The 17,051-nt window shown below is 56.7% G+C and carries 11 protein-coding genes, 4 pseudogenes and 2 other annotated features; of the genes and pseudogenes, 5 read left to right on the top strand and 10 right to left on the bottom strand.

Annotated features, from left to right (window positions below; all coding sequences use genetic code 11):
• Window positions 1-12 precede the first annotated feature (12 nt).
• From OKW28_RS28740 to OKW28_RS28720, 5 genes are read right to left on the bottom strand one after another with little or no spacing between them, the layout of a single operon-like run.
• Complete coding sequence (locus tag OKW28_RS28740) at window positions 13-1,596, bottom strand: class I tRNA ligase family protein (RefSeq protein ID WP_429450673.1); 1,584 nt, start codon at window positions 1,594-1,596, stop codon at window positions 13-15.
• A gap of 1 nt (window position 1,597) precedes the next feature.
• Complete coding sequence (locus tag OKW28_RS28735) at window positions 1,598-1,933, bottom strand: cupin domain-containing protein (RefSeq protein WP_429454487.1); 336 nt, start codon at window positions 1,931-1,933, stop codon at window positions 1,598-1,600.
• Window positions 1,934-1,949: 16 nt separating this feature from the next.
• Entirely contained in the window at window positions 1,950-2,729 is a 780-nt protein-coding gene (locus OKW28_RS28730; protein ID WP_429450671.1) for a phytanoyl-CoA dioxygenase family protein, read from the bottom strand.
• Window positions 2,730-2,769: 40 nt separating this feature from the next.
• Window positions 2,770-4,011, bottom strand: a complete 1,242-nt coding sequence (locus OKW28_RS28725; protein ID WP_429450669.1) for an MFS transporter — start codon at window positions 4,009-4,011, stop codon at window positions 2,770-2,772.
• A 4-nt stretch (window positions 4,012-4,015) separates the two neighbouring features.
• On the bottom strand, window positions 4,016-5,338 hold the full coding sequence (locus tag OKW28_RS28720) for a lysine N(6)-hydroxylase/L-ornithine N(5)-oxygenase family protein (RefSeq protein WP_429450667.1): 1,323 nt from the start codon (window positions 5,336-5,338) through the stop codon (window positions 4,016-4,018).
• 484 nt (window positions 5,339-5,822) lie between these two features.
• Between OKW28_RS28720 and OKW28_RS28715 the strand changes: the two are divergent.
• Window positions 5,823-6,996, top strand: a pseudogene (locus OKW28_RS28715) (IS3 family transposase).
• A 289-nt stretch (window positions 6,997-7,285) separates the two neighbouring features.
• Here the strand turns inward: OKW28_RS28715 and OKW28_RS28710 are convergent.
• A complete protein-coding gene (locus OKW28_RS28710; RefSeq protein ID WP_429450665.1) occupies window positions 7,286-8,356 on the bottom strand; it encodes a porin in 1,071 nt (356 codons plus the stop codon).
• A gap of 267 nt (window positions 8,357-8,623) precedes the next feature.
• On the opposite strand from OKW28_RS28710, the pseudogene OKW28_RS28705 reads away from it, so the two are divergent.
• Window positions 8,624-9,107 (top strand): annotated as a pseudogene (locus tag OKW28_RS28705) (IS110 family transposase); the annotation flags it as partial.
• Between the two features lie 168 nt (window positions 9,108-9,275).
• On the opposite strand, the gene OKW28_RS28700 reads toward OKW28_RS28705, so the two are convergent.
• Complete coding sequence (locus OKW28_RS28700; RefSeq protein ID WP_429450663.1) at window positions 9,276-10,574, bottom strand: cytochrome P450; 1,299 nt, start codon at window positions 10,572-10,574, stop codon at window positions 9,276-9,278.
• Window positions 10,575-10,985: 411 nt separating this feature from the next.
• Between OKW28_RS28700 and OKW28_RS28695 the strand changes: the two are divergent.
• The 3 genes and pseudogenes from OKW28_RS28695 to OKW28_RS28685 all read left to right on the top strand — a co-directional run.
• Window positions 10,986-11,242 (top strand): annotated as a pseudogene (locus OKW28_RS28695) (IS701 family transposase); the annotation flags it as partial.
• Window positions 11,243-11,538: 296 nt separating this feature from the next.
• Window positions 11,539-11,703, top strand: a pseudogene (locus OKW28_RS28690) (IS6 family transposase); the annotation flags it as partial.
• Between the two features lie 53 nt (window positions 11,704-11,756).
• A protein-coding gene (locus OKW28_RS28685) for an IS3 family transposase (protein WP_246530497.1) occupies window positions 11,757-12,994 on the top strand; the annotation gives its coding sequence in 2 pieces (ribosomal slippage) (window positions 11,757-12,060 and window positions 12,060-12,994; 1,239 coding nt in all).
• Window positions 12,047-12,163: a sequence feature (AL1L pseudoknot), on the top strand. (Overlaps the previous gene by 117 nt.)
• A 59-nt stretch (window positions 12,995-13,053) precedes the next feature.
• Here the strand turns inward: OKW28_RS28685 and OKW28_RS28680 are convergent.
• The 3 genes from OKW28_RS28680 to OKW28_RS28670 form a co-directional block, all read right to left on the bottom strand.
• Window positions 13,054-14,433 (bottom strand): IS4 family transposase, encoded by a 1,380-nt coding sequence (locus OKW28_RS28680; RefSeq protein ID WP_429443705.1) that lies wholly within the window; start codon window positions 14,431-14,433, stop codon window positions 13,054-13,056.
• A 139-nt stretch (window positions 14,434-14,572) separates the two neighbouring features.
• Window positions 14,573-15,810, bottom strand: a protein-coding gene (locus OKW28_RS28675) for an IS3 family transposase (protein ID WP_246530497.1) whose coding sequence is annotated in 2 segments (ribosomal slippage) — window positions 14,573-15,507 and window positions 15,507-15,810 — 1,239 coding nt in all. Because the reading frame shifts where the segments join, the coding sequence is not laid out codon by codon here.
• Window positions 15,404-15,520, bottom strand: a sequence feature (AL1L pseudoknot). It overlaps the preceding gene by 117 nt.
• Window positions 15,761-16,780, bottom strand: coding sequence for an IS110 family transposase (locus OKW28_RS28670; protein WP_429450661.1), 1,020 nt, complete (start codon window positions 16,778-16,780; stop codon window positions 15,761-15,763). The genes OKW28_RS28675 and OKW28_RS28670 overlap by 50 nt, the downstream gene beginning before the upstream one ends.
• Between the last annotated feature and the right edge of the window lie 271 nt (window positions 16,781-17,051).

The raw sequence follows: 17,051 nt of genomic DNA, 5'->3' as shown, positions 1-17,051 counted from the left end.
CTCCATCGTTGGTTACGCGGCATCGACGGCGCGCTGGAAGCGCGATTGATATTGGCGGATGAACGAGTCGGCAATCGGCATTCCGAACGGCGGAAATTCGGCCGTCGCTCTGGGAGGCGTAGCCAATAGCGTGGCGTTTGCGCCGAGTGCCGGTGTCCAATTCTCGCCAAAGAACACGTTTCCATAGCGTTCGGCCAGGACTGGCATCACGGGATGGAGCATGCTCAGAAAGACGGATACGTGCACCGGCCGCCACGTTTCCGGGCTCGTGCCGAAGCCCGTCGCGACGAAGTATTCGTCAATCAGATCGAGGGCGTTCCAGAAGCGTACCTGGTCCATCGCGGTGATATAACGTTGGACTATGTCGTCGTGCGCCGGCGTAAGACCGCTTCCATCGACATTCGCCGAGTGCAGTGAATCGCGGCGGATGGCGCTTTCCCACGCAAGGATGTGCGAAGCCGACCGGATCAGTTCGCCGATCTGGAAATCGTTGTTGTTGGTGCCGAACGGCTTGGCAATCCGAGCGAGCGCATAGCGCAACACACTCGGGTCGACCTGCCGGGATACTTCATCTGCCCAGAGTGCATGGTCGCGGCTGGTCGAGAATTTCTCGCCCTCCAATTTGTAGAAGTCCTGTATCGAATGTTTTGCCGGAAGCGGATAGCCGCGCGCAAGCAGGCTGCCAGTCACGCCGATGGTGTAGTAGAAGCGGTTATCTTGGCCCATGAAAAACAGGAGGCGTGTATCGGGGTCGCGCATCACGGTGTCGTAGTTGACCTCGTCGCGCGCGCACTGCAAGCGGATCCCCGTCTCGAAACACCAAAGCCCCTCGAACCACGTCATCAACGTTTGCCCCGCAATCTTCGTGGGTGCTTCAAGTGTCACACCCCGGTCGAAAATGCGCGACATAGGCAGCGGCCGCAATTCGTCACGCAACCATGCACGCGCTTTACGCTGAATCGTTTGATCCCATTCACTCCCCTTGATCGCATCGTCAAGCATGGCTGCCATGCGAGGGATGTCGAAAACCGCCTGTTCGATGGGGCGAAGCGATAGCGGTTTGCCGCACGACGTGTGGCTTGGCGTTCGCAACTTCGAGTGCTGTTGCGCCAAACCGCAGTTTTCGCACAAGTTGCTGTCGGTGGACGCATCGCACGCGGGGCAGAGGCCGACGGCAAGCGAATCGGCCACGAACTCGTCACAGTTTTCGCAGTAGAGTTGATGTCCATCACGCACATCAATGTAGCCTGCAGCTTCCAGCTCGCGAAAGATCTTCAGACTGTTCTGCTTGTGCATAGCGTCCGTTGTTCTGACGAAGACATCGGGCTCGATGTGCATTGCCCGCAAGCAATCCATTATCTCGTCAATATGCAACTGCGCGACTTCGTCAATCGGGCGACCGAGCTTGCGCGCCTTCACTACCGTATAGGTGCCATGCTCGTCCGCACCTGTGACGTGGTAGGCGCGGTGACCTCTCATGCGTTGAAAGCGAACGAAAAGATCGGTGAGCAGATAGACCCCGCCGATATGGCCGAGATGCAGTTTGCCGTTCGGGCAGGGCGGTGCGGGGCAAACGAAAAAAGTGCGTGTGGCCACGTTAGTCCCACCATATCGATAGAAATTTCAGGCTCGCTGCCGGATCGGCATTGCGAATCGCGTGCTCCTGATTCGGCTCGATATAGAGCAGCGTTGAATCTGCCACTGGCCGCGCCTGGCCATTCACCTCGAAGACTCCCTTGCCTGAAATGAGTACCCACAGTTCATGCTCGGAATGGGAGTGCAGATTGACAGCGCCCGCCGGCACGACCTCAACAATCGACGCGCCGAACGCTGTTGTCAGGCCAGCGGGCAGATGTTCGAGCAGCCGGCAAACAAGAACGCCGTATTCCGGCCGCATCATGGATGGGTCAATCTGCTTTGTGTACACGCACATCCTCCGGTGAATTACATTAGGTGCGATAGAAAATGCCATTTGCCGGCTTCAGATTGTGGATATCCGATTCCTTGCCTTCGGGTGGGTTGTAGGCACGCTTCAGTTTGTTGTATTCCGTACGCGTGGGGCCACCAGTTGAGGCCCGCTGGAACACCAGATAGAGCGTGCGGCGCGAACGGTTGCTTTTGTTGGGCTGCGAATAGTGCGGCGCGTAGTCGTCGAAGACGAAGATGTCGCCGGCCTTCCAGGGCACGGGTTCCCACTTGAACGTCTCGGCCACTTCCGGATGAATCACGCCGCCGGCGTCCATCGGAAACACACCTTTCTGATGGTTGCCCGGACTGAAGAACAGGCCGCCGTTGTCCGGATCGGAATCGTCGATGCCGATGGCGACCACGGCATGCACCATGCGTTCAGGAATATTGTGGGGGATGTGATAGATGTCCTGATGCGGACGATAGCCGCCGCTGTCCGGGTACTTGAAGATGAGCAGTTCCTTGAGCATGCGGGTATCTTCATCGAGAAGCGATTCGACGGCCGTCTGGATGCGCTTGTCGGCCAGCAACAGGTCGCGCAGCTCGTCGTTGAAGTCCAAAAAATTCTCCATCTTTGAAACGATCTTGCGGTCATCCTCGGTCTTCTCGAACCACATCATCCATTTGTTTTCGCTGATTTCCCAGCGCGAGACATCGTTGACCAGAGCAGAAATCTTTTCGCGGGTGACCGGATCGAAAAAGCCCTCTACTTTTAAATATCCATCTTCATGCCACTTGGATTTTTGCGTTTCATTCAGCATACGAACCACCTCGTTAAGGAACGGAGTTTTCAAGGAGAAGTCAGGCGGCGAAATGCGCCTTCATTCGCATGACGCCGAGTAGCACGAGATTGGCGAGTACGGCGCCTAGCAGGACGACGAGCATTGCATCGGCGCCGAAAACGTGAATCAGGGCGCCACATAGGAAAGGGCATCCGAACAGACCGATGAAATAGGCAAGCGTAAAGATTTGCGAAGTCACCGGCACCGAAACGCCGTGGTCTCCGGCGAGGTTCACCGCCATGCCGTTCAGGGTCGAGTAGCTCAGTCCGTAGCCCGTGGCGAACAGCGCGGTAGCGACGATATAAAGCGTCGTGCTGCCGTGGTTCAACAGGAACAGTACGAGCGAGGCGCCGGTCAGCAAAAACAATGCGTGCGCAAGTCGCGCGGGCTTGATGCGTCCCATGGTTCTCGCGAGCGACAAGCGCAGTGCCACGCTGGTTATCGTGAACGTCAGGAAGAACAGGTCTGGCCTGAGGTTACGCGAGACGGCATAGGGTGTCTGGTAAGTCGCCAGCCCGGCGAAGACACAGGCTGCCAGTGCGATCATTGCGATCGGCACTGCTGTTCGTGCCCTGAGCAGGGCCAACGTGTCGGTCGCGGTAATGGCCACGCGCGTCATCGGCAAACAGGACCTATCCCTCATCGCGTCGCTGGCGATCTTGACGCAGACTGCCGCCACCGCGCATGCCGCAGCGAACAGAAGGTAGGCCAGCGCGATCGAGCCGGTATGTTGGGCGATCAGGCGGCTCAAAGGCGCCGCCATGCCTAGGCCGGCCATTTGCGTGCCGGAGACGAAGGTCAGGTACTGGATACGCGCGTTGGGGCACAGATGATGGATGATTTGCAGCGGCGCGAGTATGAAGAACACGGACCACCCAGCGCCCAACAGCAAACCGCCTGCATAGACGGCACGAATGTCCATTGGCGCAGCGGCGAAGCAGAGCATGCTGCCTGCCATGACGAGCGAGGCCAGCGCGATGGTCGGCATGACACCGATACGCTGGGCTATGCGCCCAGCCACGCAGCAGCAGATCATGGTCGAGACCATGCCGCTCGAAATCACGGCGCCGGCGACATCGCTCTTCATGCCCAGGGATTGCAGGTACTCGGGCAGGAGAAAACTCGTCCCGTACGAAGCGGCGATCACCAGTGAAGCAATCAGAAACGGAATGAACGCCCGTAATTGGAGGGATGCCGGCAAGTGCTCGGCGTGTGAGATCGCACGCTCGCCGGTCGATAGATAAATGGAGGAGCCAGTCATGCGCTTACGCCACTGCCGGTTGACGCGAGGCCTGAGGCGCGTCGCACAGTATCGATCCTGCTTCAGTCTTCTGATCCTCAAGGCTATCGAGCAGTTGCCGGTCCGGAACATCCGGATAGAACGCACGACCTAGCAGACTGTTGATGATGCGGCTGTTCCTGTACGCGACCAGCGAAAGATTGACGCTTTGCAGGCCATGCTGCACGCGGCTTTGGTTTTGCAGATACACGGGACCGGGCATTGGCGCATCGAAGCGCACGGCGTAATCGGGATCGAGCGTTGGCAGACCGTCTTCACGGCTTGCGCCGTCGAGCAGTTTCTGAACGAATGGCAAATGGCGCGGCTGAAAACCGGTTGCCAGGATGATTCTGTCCGCGCTTATGCCATTGCGCTGCGACGTGACGAGCGAGGTCAACCCGATATGCCAGCGACCGCTGCGGCGTGTGATCTCGTCCATTGTCACCGAAGGCAACAGACGAAAGCAGTCGGCTAGCGTGCCATGGACGCTGCGTTCATACAACGCTTCATAGAGCCGGTTGCACAGGCTGGCGGAGATGCCGTCGCTCGTGAGCTTTTCGCTTTCGACAATGGCCCGGCGCTGCTGGATCGGCAGCGTGTGAAAGCGTTGGCTATAACTGGGCATGTATGCTTCATTGACAAATGCGTTGTCGTCCATCGCAAACAGATTGGCGCGCGACGTCGCCCAAGTGATCTTGTCGGGACCTGACTCGGTCAGCATGTGCTCGACGACTTCCGCGCCGCTCTGCCCGCCGCCCACCACCAGCACATGTTCGTCTTCGCTGAACGGTTTCCGGTTAAGGTAGTCGTCTACGTGATAGACCGTCTCGCCGACCACCTGCCGCGCACATGCCGGCACCTTGGGTTCGACGCCGACCCCAACCACTACCGCGCGCGCATGATATGTGCGCGCGGTAGTGGTCACGCAATAGCCCTTATTGCAGGGCCTGATATCGATCACCTCCTCGCCGAATCGAAGCGTGTCCAGGCATTGCGCGACCCATTGGTAATAGTGGGTGAACTCACGTCGCGACGTGCTGTTTCCACCTTTATTCGCGAAGCTGTACAGGCGTCGATGTACAGCGAGATAGTTGAGAAAGGAATATGGGCTTGTGGGATTCACCAGGGTCACACAATCCTTGAGCGGCGACACCTGGAGTTGACTTTGGGGCAGCATGAGCCCCGGATGCCAGGAGAATTCTATGCGCTTCTCAAAGAAGAGCGCTCGCAAACCGGTGGGCTGAATGAGCGCCGCGAGGCTTAGATTGAACGGTCCGATACCAATACCGATGACGTCTAGCATGTCCATAGGAAGTTGTTCCGCCGTTAGAGGGGAATTGGCCAACCGATATAGTGCAGCGCAATTCCCGTCGACTAAGATTGAGACGGTGGTGCCGGCGTCCTGAGTAGCCGATGCTCGATGCAGGAAAACGAAAGCCGTAGATGACGATGGCTTTTCTTCCCAATGGCATTCTGACCAGCTTTGACATTACCTCGGGCGCCTGAGTTAATCATACGAGGAATTAAGAAGCTGAACACCTTGAACATACGCAAACCTTGCGGTGCGTCAATTGTCCACGAGGCGTTGTCGGATTCAGACGCCGGATCACCCGCAGTCCAAAGAGAGTTGTCACGTTGCTCAGTGGTTCGGATAACATCCGGGACTCAGAACATCGAATCGGTCTATCGTGGCCATCGCTTCCGGCGATCGTCATCAATCGCGTCGTGCGATGGTGAGGCCGGTTGAAAAAGTGGACGCCAACATTCCGTAAAATTGAGGAATGGAGGCATTGATGAACCGAATCCCAAGGCTGTGTACACGAAGGAATTTCGTGAAGAAGCAGTAAAGCTGGTAATAGCCGATGGCCTCGGCGTGTCCGAAGCCGCGTGTCGATTGTCAATTTCGATGAAGACGTTAGCAAACTGGGTTCGTGCTGCAAACGACGGCAAGCTGGAGAATGTTGGGCAGCATCAGAGACCACTGACAGAGGTCGAGGCCGAGCCGGGGCGGGTCAAGCGGGAATTGGCCGAAATAAAAATGGAGCGCGATCTGTTAAAAAAGTTCGCAACGTACTTCGCGACAGAGTCGCGGTGAAGTACGGCGTAGCTGAACAGATGCGACAGTAACATCCAGTGCGTTCAATGTGCCGGTTCCTGGGCGTGTCCATCAGTGGCTAGTTTGCCTGGCGCAAACGGCCGCTGTCGTTACACGCTCAGCAAGAGCGTCGACTCGAAGCATAGGTGCGTGCAACTCACGAGCGGACGCGAGAAACCTTTGGCCCGGAACGGCTACAGAACGATTTGGCGCACCGCGGCGTCCAGATTGGTGTTCACCGCATCATGCGTTTGCGCACGAAGCTCGGCCTGCGCTGCAAGCAAAAGCGCAAGTTCAAGGCGACGACCAATTCAACGCACGACCTGCCAGTCGCGCCGGATATACTGGACCGTGACTTCCGTGCGAGCGCTTCGAATCAGGCCTGGCGTGGTGACATCACTTACGTCGCGACCGATGAGGGATGGCTGTATCTGGCCGGCCACAAGGACCTGTTTAGCGGAGAAGTAGTCGGCTATGCGATGAGCGAGCGCATGACAAAACAGCTGGTAATGCGGGCGCTGTTTCGTGCCGTCGCATCTCACTGATCACCGGCTGGTCTAATACAGTATACGGACCGCGGTAGTCAGTACTGCGCCCATGCCTATCAGAAGCTCCTCAAACAGTCCGGCATGCAGGCATCAATGAGCAGACGCGGAGATTGTTTCGATAACGCACCAATTGAATCATTCTGGAGCTCACTGAAAAATGAGCTCGTCTATCATCGCAAGTTCGCGACCCGCGACCAGGCCCGCAACGAGATCACGGAATACATCGAAATCTTTTACAACCGGCAGCGCACACAGGCGCGTCTAGACTATCTGTCGCCGGCCGCTTTCACGCAGCGATTCCATTTGAGTAAAACCGCTGCTTAACCCGTTGGCGTCCACGAATTCCGACAAACCTCACAGTTGATCAGGTCGGCCAGTCGCACCAATGGGTGCTTCAGGCTGATCTGCTCGCGCAGCGGCTGCCGGAGAAATCTTGTTCCGGCACAGGCGTCTTCGGACCCATTTGCACCTCGTCGAAAAATGCAGGATTTACGCGTCAATATGCCAGGTTCCCGCAATTCCAACAACACCATTTCGGCCCCAAAGCCATGCCATATAAGGCTCGCCGGATTGTTCAGGCACGACTAATTAGCCGCCGATTTTCAACTTTAATCTAGAAGGTCGTTCGCATTCCGAATCTAAACACGCGTGCCGTGGAGTTGGGGTATGCCGGTTCCCCGTAATATAGGGCTTGCCCCAACGTGTAAGCGGACCCATTTTTATTTTTTGTTTGTGCATACCCGATATATATACTGGTGTTTTTCAAAAGAGAATAAAAAACACCGAGTCCTACAATGTACGAGCTTTTTGACTGAGTAATTCCATTCGAGGTGTCAATCAATTTGATAACTTGTGCCATTAATACGGTCGAACGGGTGATTTGGTAGCTCGCCCCAAGATTGGCAATTGCATACCGCAACGAATTATTCAACGATGATGCGCCAGTTATGATTGAATAGTCATCTTTGGTGTATCCGAGATATACTCTTACCGGCCCAATCCCATAGTTACCGCCGACACCCCATGCTTTGTAATATCCCTGATCCAATGCGTCTCTCTGATAGACATATCCGGCATGAAACGTTGCGGGGCCATTGGTGTAATTGATTGCCCCGCTAAAAGTTGTTCCGCCACTTGTAGATTTCGCAACACCGCCGAGACCGTACATGAACCCAACCGAGAATCCATAAATTTTCGGAGATGAGTAAAGAACGGAATTATTAACGCGGCACGTAATGACCTCGGTAAGGAGCGTAGCCTGGACGGTACCATTAGGCAAAGTACGATCAACGCCCCAGATGCTCCCTCCTAAGCCTCCCAAAAAAACGTCGTTGTCACTTATAGCAAGAAACTCTGGCGAGTATTGACGACCAAAAGTTAAAGTCCCTTCAGGACCTTCGAAGCCAATATACGCTTGCCGGCCGAAAAGTGCACCGCCCTGCTGTATGGTGCCGGCATTAGGCGCGAAACCACTCTCAAGTCTGAAAATAGCTTTGTAACCGTCGCCGAAGACTTGGCTACCCATAAGGCCAAGTCGCGATCCGAAGGTGCCGCCATTCGACATTTTAGTTAAGGTTCCTCTGCCCTGATTTGAGATATCAATGAGAACATCTAATGCTCCATATAGCGTAACGCCACTCTGCGCTCGGCTTGAATCGCACGCTAATCCAAAAAATACTCCCATCACCACTGCGTATACCGATTTTATCATTTGGAAGCCAAATCTCTTTTTGCTTCTGATGAACCAATATCGTGGTCATTGAACAAATCCGACAGAAAGTGGAGTTTCGCACTCCGTTACTATCTTCACGCCTCGATAATTGAGAATTGGGAATCTAGGCCCGGCATGATTCTCCAAGTTGCAGTCGTGAGCCGGGGGGCAGGGCTTGGTTGGGCAGGTGATCGTTAATAGGAGTTCAGCCGGAACATCGTTAGGCCATCCAGTACGTGAATGCGGAGACTTGCTGCCGATGTTGCAGACCGAGCCGTGCAACGTGCGAAGCCCTCGATGCATGAAAAGCCAACAACATCGCTTAGTCGACCCATTCATGAGCGTTGACGTAGGCAAAGGTCACCATCACCCCGTAGCCCTCGGCCCGAACCTGAAAGCGTTGGTACAGCAAAGCGCTGGCCCGACGATGAGGCCAAGCTGTGCACTCATCTCCGAACTGAAGACGTTCGGTGAACTTTTGTTCGTCGTAGATCACCCTCACCATCGAAGCATTGTCCGCGGCAGTCGCTCCTGACCTTGGTGTCTTAGTCGCATCCTTACCAGCCTGGCTATGCGCCGCATTGCCGACCTGCTCGATGGCAATGCCAAGATTGATGCGCGCGATGCCGCTGTCATTGCTATAGCCGCGCGCTCAATGCCGCTTACACTGCGCTGCCTCCGACTGGCTGACGTACTGCTCGCCGAAATCACCATGCTGTGCGGCCGCCACAACCTGCGCTGGATGCAGAGGTGCGGAAAGAGGACGCTCGGTTCATCGTCAAGCCCGAGCTCATATGCGGCTTCATGCCGGGGACCCGTACATAGGCGCCTGGTAAGTTCCGCAGTGAAGGCCGAGCCTCAAGGGTTCACTCCAACTACAGGCTCCGGTGGCTCAATGCGGATGCACCACGCAACGAACTGGAAGATGCTTCGGGCCGCTCACGAAGCTGGACGCAACGAATTCGATTTCGCCCGCCGGCTCAATAAGCCGCAACCTCGGGACCAGTTCCTCAAACAAGATGCGCATTTCCATGTTCGCGAGATGCTGACCCAGGCACACGTGGGCGCCGACGCCGAAAGCGAGATGCCGGTTCGGTTGGCGGTCGATATTGAATGCGAACGGCTCAGGGAAGACTTGCTCGTCACGATTTGCCGAGCCATAGCAGAGCATCAGCCAATCGCCCTTGCGGATTGTCCGACCCCGGACGTTGGTGTCGGCAGTCGCTGTGCGCATGAAATGACGCACCGGCGATGCGTAGCGAAGGGTTTCGTCGATAAACTGCGGAATCAGCGAACGATCCGTCTGTAGTCGCGGCAGTAGCTCAGGGAAGCGGCTCAACGCCCACATCGCGACCGATATGGACGACGAAACCGTATCATGTCCTGCTGCGGCGATGATCACGTAATAGCCAAGACGGGTCGCTTCATCGATAGGCTGTCCATTGATCACCGCGTTGGCCAGCAAGCTTGCGATATCGTTACGTGGGTTCTTCCGGCGGTCTTCGGTCAGGCGGTCGAAATAATCCTTGAAGTCGGCCACAATGGACAGCAGAGCCTTGCCCATCGCACCGCTCGCATCGCCTTGGCGCTGCACTTCGCGCTTGTATTCGGCATCCTCGCTTCCGAACATCTCCTGAGTCAGCGTCAACATGCGCAGGGAATCTTCCTGCGGAACGCCGAGAATATCCATGATCACGTTCAGTGGAAAATGCAATGCAAAGTCATTCGCAAAATCGATCACTTGCCCGCTGTGATGCAACAGCTTCGCGATCGACATATTTGCCAGCGATCGAATGCGGTCGTCAAGCTCGAGAATGCTGTTCGGCATGAACCACGACTGTGTCAGCGCACGTAGACTCTTGTGCTCGTCGCCGTCGAGGTGCACGAGCGATCGGACGATGTTTGGACTACCGGTGATGGAAATGATATGCTCGATCGACGCTCTTGGCCTGCAGACGACAGAATAGTCGCCGTTGCGGAACAAGACATTGTCTCGTGAAATCATGGAGACGTCGGCGTGTTTCGTGATCACCCAGAACGGATCATGTCCGTCCGCCATTGCGCGCCCGACAGGGTTGTTTGCACGCGCCCAAGTATAGGTTTCATGGAGACGATTGAGGTTGGTATAGGACTGCGGATCAACCAGATGGTTTGCTATGTCTTTCGGTAGGTCGTAATTTGGCATGCTCATGATATTGATAGTGCAGTTTGTTGGTGGACGGGCAGCACCGTCTAGGCAAGAGAAGGGCGCCTCTTCCCACCCCATTCCGCTATTGGGCTCCCCGCGGACTCAATGACTGGTCACGGCGGATTCAACCGGTCGATGCAATAGTTCGTTGGAATCGGTCCCCCGTTGGCGTAGGCACTGCAGCGTTCGCATCAGTAATGTGGGTGAACTGGCGTGACGGACGTCGATATCCGCCCTTCGTATTCGTTCATACTATCCGCGGTCTCCCTGTGTACCCTTAATCTAGGTCAACTCTTTTTGGTTAAGTGATCGCTCAGGTGGTCCTTGAGGGCTGCTGTTTGTCGGGCCAGTACGCAACAATCTGAGCCGGTCCCAGAGGAGGCGAAGCTTGAGCAGTTTGTGTTCGTGACCAAGATGCGCTGGCGCATCGAGCGCGACTATTAGGACCTGAAACAGGAGTTCGCGCTCGATCATTACGAGGGGCGCGACTGGCGTGGCTTTCACCACCACGCCAGAGTGAGTATCATCGCATATGGGTTTATGCTGGCTCAGCGACTCAGGATGGGATCAGATGCAAACGATAAAAAAACTTCCTTGACCGCACGCTGCCTGTCCTTCCCCCGGATTACATCCCACGGGGCAGTCCAGCGCGCATAACGTCACGTTCCTGATTTCGTTACCACGTTGCGTATCCTGCTTGGACTACGCCTCATACAAAGATGGTACTTTTCCTGTGCGGAAATAAACTGCACAACGAATTATATGACACAGTAAGACAAAGCCTGATGCGATCGGTTTTGTCGCTTCGTTCGCTCCCGCACAAACAATCTCTTCGTCGAATTGATTGAACATCTACTGCAGCCGCCTCATCGATGCAGATACCCGGACGTCGGGTGTGGACGTTCGCATTCGTAGCCCATCTGGCTGGCACTGTCAACTTGAGATCGCTGCCAGAAAGAATGTCGGGATGAAGAAGAGCAAATCACCGTACCACGGCTTTCATTTCCCGGCGGCGATCTTCAGTTGCGCGGTTCGTTGGTACTTTGGCTTCAATCTGAGTCTGCGCGACATCGAGGAGCTGTTGCTCGAACGTGGTGTGAGCGTGACCTACGAGACGATCCTCCAGTGGTGCGACTGAACCGGCCCGGGATTTCCGGAGGCTCCACTTCTTGAGAAAATGGAGCTATGGAAAACACCAAGAAGAAGTCCCCAAGGTACTCGCCGGAAGTTCGTGAGCGGGCTGTGCGAATGGTGCTGGAACACCAGGGCGACCGCGAATCGCAATGGAAAGTGATCGCGTCGATCGCAGCGAAATTTGGCTGCTCGGGTGAAACGCTGCGTAGCTGGGTGCGCAAGGAAGAGCGGGATCGGGGTTTGCGCCCGGGCACAAGCACGCAGGAGCAGGATCGGCTCAAGGAACTGGAGCGGGAGAACCGTGAGCTGCGCCAGGTTAATGAAATCCTGCGCAAGGCGTCAGCATATTTCGCACAGGCGGAGCTCGACCGCCGACCGAAGTGATGATCACGTTCATCGATGATCACCGGCACGTCTACGGGGTCGAGCCGATCTGCAGGGTGCTGCCAATTGCCCCGTCGACGTACTACACGCATGTGGCCCGCCGCGTCAATCCAGGCCTGGTGCCGCCGCGGGCCCAGCGCGACAGGATGCTCAAGGATGAGATCCGGCGCGTGTGGGAAGAAAATTTCCAGGTGTATGGCGCAGACAAGGTCTGGACGCAATTGAAGCGGGAAGGCATTGTCGCGGCGCGCTGCACGGTCGAGCGGCTGATGAAGCAGATGGGCCTGCGCGGTGTGGTACGGGGCAAGACGGTACGCACGACAGTGAGCGATGGTTCGACGCCGTGCCCGAAGGATCTCGTGAACCGGCAATTCACGGCCGAACGGCCCAATGCGCTGTGGGTGTCAGATTTTACCTATGTATCGAGCTGGCAGGGCTTCGTCTATGTCGCGTTCATCATTGACGTGTTCGCCCGACGCATTGTCGGCTGGCGTGTGTCGAGCTCGGCGCGCACGGACTTCGTTCTGGACGCACTGGAGCAGGCCTTGTACGAGCGACAGCCGGCGCAGCAGGACGGGTTGATACATCACAGCGACCGCGGCGTGCAATACGTATCGATCCGCTATACGGATCGGCTGGTCGAGGCTGGCATTGAGCCGTCAGTGGGCAGCGTGGGCGACTCCTACGATAACGCACTGGCGGAAACGATCAACGGCTTGTACAAGGCAGAGGTGATCCATCGCCTCGGACCATGGCGCAATCCGCAGGCCGTTGAAATTGCGACGCTCGAATGGGTCGACTGGTTCAACAATCGTCGGCTCTTCGGCCCCATCGGCAACATTCCACCTGCTGAGGCAGAAGCCGCTTATTATTCAAAACTCGCTGGGTCCGCCATCGCGGCGTGACTCAAGCAAAACAGCCTCCGGGAAACCCCTCAGGATTACCCACAAGTAATGTGATGGTGCTATTCGTTTTGCCTGAATATTCGGTACATCATCGTGATTTCGTGCAGGACAAGAAATCCACGCCAGATGACGGTAGGACCAGGTGGACGATCATGCTTTCGAGCGAGATATCCGCCGAGTCTGGCGATCCACAAGATGACCTGCGCGAGTGACGGCGGTTTATCAGGTATTTCAGTACTGCCATGCGTACGACAGTAGAGGGCTCGCCACTCGATTGGCTGCAGCAATACTTCGCATGGCAGGTTGCCATCAAGCCTGGCAAGCAACATGGAGTACAGGATCCTCCAGCTTACGACGGCGAACAATGCGGTGGCGCGGACGAATCGATCGAGATTGCCAAATTGGCGGGCTTCAATGCGACAGCCACTTTTAAGCACACGATGCCACGATTCAATCGTCCATCGGCGCGCATACCATGCCAGACGCTCGAGGGCCTCTGCGTGTGTTTGCGTAGGCACCGAAGTCAGTAGAAGCCATTCCAATGGCTCTGCTCCTTCGTCCAAGTTCGTTTCCTGTGCATGAATTGCAAACACTTCAATTTCGGGAAGCTTCTCGCGACGACGATTTTGCGGCGGACGAAGGCGTACGGGCATGCAGCGCACAACCAGCCGTGCGGTGCGTGCCTGGCGGTTTTCGCGTGCAGGCACCTGCAGTTGCGCCTCTCCAAGCACTGGCGAGGCCAGCACGGTTTCCCACAAATATCGATCGGGGTGAGCAACGCGTCGGTTCCACGACGCGCGCACCAACCAGTCGACACCGGCAGGCCGCTGCGCCAGGAACACGTCATAGACATCGCCTTCACGGTCGCTCACGCCGATGACATGCGTGCACGGACAGTGCGTCTTGAGTACGCCCAGTTGCTCGATGCCTTCGAGCCATTTCGCGCTCTCTTTCTGTTGTACGGTTCGTTGCCCGCGCAGATGTTTCTTGCCCAACTCCTCGTGCCTGCGTATCCAGGTCTTCATCCCGATCACCCCGAGTGGCAGCCCCTCTGGCGTGAGCGCAAGCAGACTGTGTATCAGGAAACCACGCACATGTGGATCGGAGCCATATCCCAGACCTTCGGTTGCCCGCAGATGAGACAAATTGAACTCGGTGGTGTCCTGAACAGCAAGGACGACTGGCACCTGTTGCATACGACACAGCGTTTGACCGATGTGCCCACCCAGCACGCCATCGACATCCACGTGCGGGTTGTCGAAAAAACGATATGCCGCCTTCAGCTCCGAACCATTGAACGACTGCGGAAAAGAGCAATGTGGGCCCAACGAAAGCTTGCGTGCCAGCGTCACGAGCCGTCTGGTCAGGCGAGCGTCGCCGAGCTCGGCGGCGCCAAACTCTTCATTTGCCCAATCATCAAGGTCAGAGGTGTCCGACAATGCCCGGCATCACAGATCACGAACCGGATCAAAGTTAACATCGGTCGTCACCGTTTACAAGCCATCGCCCTTCAATCGCACAGTCGCGAGCGACTTATGGGTAATCCTGAGGGGTTTCCCGGAGGCTGTTTTGCTTGAGTCACGCCGCGATGGCGGACCCAGCGAGTTTTGAATAATAAGCGGCTTCTGCCTCAGCAGGTGGAATGTTGCCGATGGGGCCGAAGAGCCGACGATTGTTGAACCAGTCGACCCATTCGAGCGTCGCAATTTCAACGGCCTGCGGATTGCGCCACGGTCCGAGGCGATGGATCACCTCTGCCTTGTACAAGCCGTTGATCGTTTCCGCCAGTGCGTTATCGTAGGAGTCGCCCACGCTGCCCACTGACGGCTCAATGCCAGCCTCGACCAGCCGATCCGTATAGCGGATCGATACGTATTGCACGCCGCGGTCGCTGTGATGTATCAACCCGTCCTGCTGCGCCGGCTGTCGCTCGTACAAGGCCTGCTCCAGTGCGTCCAGAACGAAGTCCGTGCGCGCCGAGCTCGACACACGCCAGCCGACAATGCGTCGGGCGAACACGTCAATGATGAACGCGACATAGACGAAGCCCTGCCAGCTCGATACATAGGTAAAATCTGACACCCACAGCGCATTGGGCCGTTCGGCCGTGAATTGCCGGTTCACGAGATCCTTCGGGCACGGCGTCGAACCATCGCTCACTGTCGTGCGTACCGTCTTGCCCCGCACCACACCGCGCAGGCCCATCTGCTTCATCAGCCGCTCGACCGTGCAGCGCGCCGCGACAATGCCTTCCCGCTTCAATTGCGTCCAGACCTTGTCTGCGCCATACACCTGGAAATTTTCTTCCCACACGCGCCGGATCTCATCCTTGAGCATCCTGTCGCGCTGGGCCCGCGGCGGCACCAGGCCTGGATTGACGCGGCGGGCCACATGCGTGTAGTACGTCGACGGGGCAATTGGCAGCACCCTGCAGATCGGCTCGACCCCGTAGACGTGCCGGTGATCATCGATGAACGTGATCATCACTTCGGTCGGCGGTCGAGCTCCGCCTGTGCGAAATATGCTGACGCCTTGCGCAGGATTTCATTAACCTGGCGCAGCTCACGGTTCTCCCGCTCCAGTTCCTTGAGCCGATCCTGCTCCTGCGTGCTTGTGCCCGGGCGCAAACCCCGATCCCGCTCTTCCTTGCGCACCCAGCTACGCAGCGTTTCACCCGAGCAGCCAAATTTCGCTGCGATCGACGCGATCACTTTCCATTGCGATTCGCGGTCGCCCTGGTGTTCCAGCACCATTCGCACAGCCCGCTCACGAACTTCCGGCGAGTACCTTGGGGACTTCTTCTTGGTGTTTTCCATAGCTCCATTTTCTCAAGAAGTGGAGCCTCCGGAAATCCCGGGCCGGTTCAATTCCATTCCTTGCGCGCTTCTTGCGCTCATAAAAACGCTTGGCCTGCGGGCAGTAGCGAATAGCATAGTTCGCCGCCTCGACAAACGCCCAGGCGAGGTACTTGTTTCCATTCTTCGTGTTGCCTTCCCCTTTCTTGCGGTTGTTGCTTTCCCGTCGGCTATCCACACAGCGACAATACGAGCTGAAGTTGCCAACGTCGGCAAAGCGCGTGATGGTCCACGTCTCTAGCATGATCGTTGTCGCCAGTACGGGGCCGACACCGGGTATCGACTTCAGCAGCGCATAATCCGGGCGCAGTTGTACACGCTCCATGAGTCGCTTCTGGAAGATGATGATTTCCTCCTGCAGCGTGCGCATCACCGCCAGACTGGCTTTCATGGCGAGCGTCACATCAGGCGCAAAACCGAGCGCGGTTACCTGCTCGTCGCTCAGATGCTTGATCACTTCTCCGGTCATCCGCTGACCTGTCTGTCGGGAAAGCAGGTTTTCGATTGAGAGTATCTGTGCGGTCCGGCAGCGCACCAGTTGCATTCGTTTGCGCGAGAGGTCCCGCACTGGCCGCTCTTCTGCTGGATAAATGTAGCCTTCTGGCAATAGCCTCAGACGCAGGAGTTGCGCAAGATGGGCTGCATCGGTGAAGTCGCCGCTGTATTTCAGACCCTCGTACTGCCTGATTGCCGCCGGGTTCGCCAGATGGACCTGATAGCCATCCCCCATCAACTCGTCCACCAGCCAGTACCAGTTGAACGTCGCTTCGATGACCACCCCGACCAGTTCGGCGCGGTACGGTGCCAGAGCGGCCCGAATCTGGATCGGATCGTTGGGTAATCGCCGCTGGTAGAGGACCCGGTCAACCTCATCACAGATCACCACCACACTGTTGTTCGAGTGCAAGTCGATTCCGCCAAACTTGTCCATGCTGACCTCCCGTGCATCAAGTCGGTTTGGACCTTGACTTTACGCTGGCCGTCGCTGCTGGACCGAAAGCAGGCCGGCTATATGATTATCAGTGTCATGGGAACAGAAGCTTCCGAAGCAATGAACTGATTGACGCGCATCAACCACGCTCGTTGAAGATCTGTGTAGTATTCATGCAGCTTCGTGAGCAACTGCGGGTTCGTACGGCCTACCATGCGGTCCAACACGTCCACGGTTCCCGACCTATGTCGCTTGGAAGTCGGAGCGCGAG

The organism is Paraburkholderia sp. 40 (assembly GCF_050434105.1).
GTDB classification, from domain to species: Bacteria; Pseudomonadota; Gammaproteobacteria; order Burkholderiales; family Burkholderiaceae; genus Paraburkholderia; species Paraburkholderia tuberum.
The sequence above is the reverse complement of the archived record's forward strand: the minus strand, read 5'-3'. Positions and strand labels throughout refer to the sequence as shown.